The organism is Paracoccus sp. MC1854 (assembly GCF_014164635.1).
Taxonomy (GTDB): domain Bacteria; phylum Pseudomonadota; class Alphaproteobacteria; order Rhodobacterales; family Rhodobacteraceae; genus Paracoccus.
This window is the reverse complement of record NZ_JACJFU010000088.1, coordinates 1-3,229: the sequence shown is the minus strand read 5'-3', so window position 1 is coordinate 3,229 and position 3,229 is coordinate 1. Positions and strand designations below refer to the sequence as shown.

Below are 3,229 nucleotides of genomic sequence, written 5' to 3'. Positions count from 1 at the left end.
TCGGCCAGCGGCATCTATCAGGCCGCGCTAACAGGCCTGACAAGAGTCCGCACTCGATCACATGTCTAAGGTTCAGAAATTCCTTGCAAATGAGGGCGGCATCCACAAGAGAAGGTTCGACGTCAGGCCTCTCCCCTCCGCCATTTCAGAGTTTGAAAACAGCGAGTCAGCAAGCCGGATTTTCGGCTGCCAGCCCAGATACCCGCCCACGCTGAAACGCTGCGGAAGAAAGCAGATCGGGGCCGGAAGCAACATCCCGCTGCCTCCGGCCCCGTTGTCGCCAGCGTCCCGCGTGACGACTGCCCCAGACGCGGGGCGTGGCACTTGCTTGTGCCGCGTTGGAAGGCCCCGGTTCGCGCCTGCGGTACGCATTCCATGCGCCGGACCAAGGTGGTGCAGATTTACAAGACAGGGAACCTCCGCGCAGTCCAGTTGCTGCTGGAACATACGAAGATGGACAGCACGGTCCGCTACCTTGGCATCGACATTGAGGATGCGCTGACCCTCTCGGAGGGGATCGACCTGTAGCCGCTCCGCCGAGGGGCGCCTTGCGTGCTGGTCGGCCCAGAGCCGCCACCTGCTCTCAAGAGTTTGCCGCAATGCAGCTTCCCGGAACCGGACGTTCGTGGATGCAGCGACTTGCGGTCCTGAACTCTTGCGCCTTCTATACCGGACCGGATCAACACGCTGGGCGTTTGCCGAAGTTTGGGAAGACCTCGGTCGCTGCAGAAAGGGACTGAGAGGGAGTTCGGAATATGCCAGAGGCACATGGCCCTTCAACTGCCTGCCTCAAGCAGACAGGCCGCAGGGCGGCTCAAGGAACAGGATTGTCCGCATGCTTCCCTGGATAGAACTGGCGACGGCAACTGCGCCTGGCGGAGACAGGCTCCGGCTGCTGCGTCGGGGCGACGAGTTCTCGATCCGGCTGCAGGGTGGCAACGAGTTGATGAACAGCCGGCTCGGCCACTCGGAGGAGGCGCTGGCGACGCTGGCGCTGGAACGCTTGGCCGGCCGGCCCGCGCCGCGCGTGCTGATCGGCGGGCTGGGTATGGGCTTCACCCTGCGAGCGGCTTTATCAGTCTCGCCGCCCGGTGCCCGGCTAGTCGTTTCGGAGATCGTGCCTGAACTCGTCGGCTGGGCAGGGCAGCACATGGGAGCCGTCTTCGGAGAGTGTCTGTCGGATCCGCGAGTCGAGGTCGAGACACGGGATGTCGGCGCCATCATCCGCGAGGCCGCGAGCAGCTTCGACGCCATCTTGCTGGACGTCGACAATGGGCCCGACGGCCTGACCCGCCCCGGCAATGATGCCCTTTACAGCGAAGGCGGGCTGAAAGCGGCGCACCGGGCGCTAGCTCCCGGGGGCGTGCTCGCGGTCTGGTCCGCCGCACCTGCCCCGGTCTTCTCGCAGCGGCTTTCGCGCTGCGGGTTCGAGGTGGCGACGCATACGGTTCGCGCCAGCAGGGGCAAGCGCGGCAACCGCCACACGATCTGGATCGGGGTGCGGGACGGAAACTGAGAACGGAGCATGGCGTCAGGGCAAGCAGGCTGCCGTTGCTTATCCCGACCAGCCGCCCGGACCACGTCCCATCAGGATCGCGGCTATTGGAGGCCCTTGAAGCAGCCGAACCCTATGCAGCGCCGTAGCGCTGGCGTGCCTCTCGGAACGACGTCAGGCGCTTCAGCTTCTCGTCCCACAGATGCAGGTTCACCGAGCGCAGGCTTTCCCGGGGCGTCAACCGCTGGGCTGCCGCAAGTTCGGCATGGTCGCGCAGGATCTCCGGCAGCCGATAGAAGGGAATGCGGCTGTAGAGATGGTGGACATGGTGAATGCCGATATTTGCCGATACCCAGCGCAACGGCGCAGGCAGCACGTAATGCGAGGACCCTGCCAGCGCCGCCTCGTGCAGTTGCCAGTCGTCGTTTCCAGCCCAGTGGGTCTCCTCGAACTGGTGCTGGACGTAGAACAGCCACATCCCGATCGTGGCGGCGACGACAACCGTGGGAAGATAGATCAGGACCACCGGCGCCAGCCCGCCCAGCCAGATCATCGCCGCAAGAATGAGCGCGAGCATGGCATTCGTGCCCATGGCCGACATCCAGTAGCGCCGGCCGGCCGTCATCAGGCCAAGCGGCAAGCGGTTCTGCAGCAGGAACAGGTAACTCGGCCCCAGCCCGAACAGCACGATCGGGTGACGGTAAAGGCGATACATCAGCCTGCCGAGGCGGCTCCGCGCCTGGTATTCGGCCACCGTCAACGTCAGCACATCACCAATGCCGCGCTGGTCGAGATTGCCGTGCTGCGCGTGGTGAAGGGCATGGGTCCGGCGCCAGACGTCGTAGGGCGTCAGTGTCAGCACCCCCAGGCACCGGCCCACCCAATCCTGAACCTTGCGGCTGTGAAAGAACGAGGCATGGCCGCAGTCATGCTGGATGCAGAATATCCGCACAAGGAACAATCCGTTCAGGATCGAGAGGCCGAGCGTCAGCCAGTAGCTGATCGACATCGACGCCCAGGCCAGACCCCAGAGCAGGGCAAATGGCACCAGAGTGACAAGGAGTTCAAGGATGCTGCGGCGCGTGGAGGGCTCGCGATACTTCGCCAGGACCCGGACCCAGTCCTTGGCCGAGCGGACCTGCATGGTCGGCGTGTCGTCGGAAGATGTCATCATCAACGCCCTCGAGCTTGAGCCACGAATGACCATAGGCCCGCACGGCGTTTTTCCTGTGCCGCATCCTCTAAGGCGAGCCTCTCGCCCCGGCAAGGCACGAGTGCGGCACAAGCGGGCTCTGGGCGCGGGCAATGCATCATGGGAGTGCCCGGCATGGCTCGTCGAGGTTGTTTTTGCTCTCCTTCACCAGGATACGGCGCGGCAGCGCGAGATTCCCTCCACCGGAAGCCTGCGCCGAGATGATCTGCGTCTTCCTGTATTGACTGCAGTAAGGGCCAGCGCCGGCCCACGGCGAGGACGACGCAAGCACCCTTCCCGATCTGGTCGGCAAACAGGATGACGGTGTATCTCGACTAGCCGTGCCTTGCTTTGGCGCAAGCACGCGGCCGAGAAGCTCGTTCCGTCTTTCTTCATCCGGTTGTGCCATCTCCGAGGCGTTGTTGCAGAACTCGGCCGCTAGTGGCGACTTCCCCTTTCCCTTTTGACGTCAGGCCACGCGTTCGATTTCGGCCGTGCCGAGTGCATTGAAGCGGTTCATCAGTGCAATGCGGACGTGGATT

General features: G+C 63.9%; 2 protein-coding genes and 1 pseudogene. 2 read left to right on the top strand and 1 reads right to left on the bottom strand.

Annotated features, from left to right (window positions below):
- Positions 1-357: 357 nt before the first annotated feature.
- Positions 358-528 (top strand): annotated as a pseudogene (locus tag H5395_RS17995) (integrase); the annotation flags it as partial.
- 307 nt (positions 529-835) lie between these two features.
- The gene (locus tag H5395_RS17990) at positions 836-1,516 is read left to right on the top strand and encodes a spermidine synthase (RefSeq protein ID WP_182793881.1); all 681 of its coding nucleotides are present in this window, start codon (positions 836-838) and stop codon (positions 1,514-1,516) included.
- Positions 1,517-1,628: 112 nt separating this feature from the next.
- Here the strand turns inward: H5395_RS17990 and H5395_RS17985 are convergent, their stop codons facing one another.
- Positions 1,629-2,666 carry a fatty acid desaturase gene (locus H5395_RS17985; RefSeq protein WP_182793885.1) on the bottom strand — a complete coding sequence of 346 codons (1,038 nt, stop codon included), beginning with the start codon at positions 2,664-2,666 and terminating at the stop codon, positions 1,629-1,631.
- Positions 2,667-3,229: the final 563 nt, after the last annotated feature.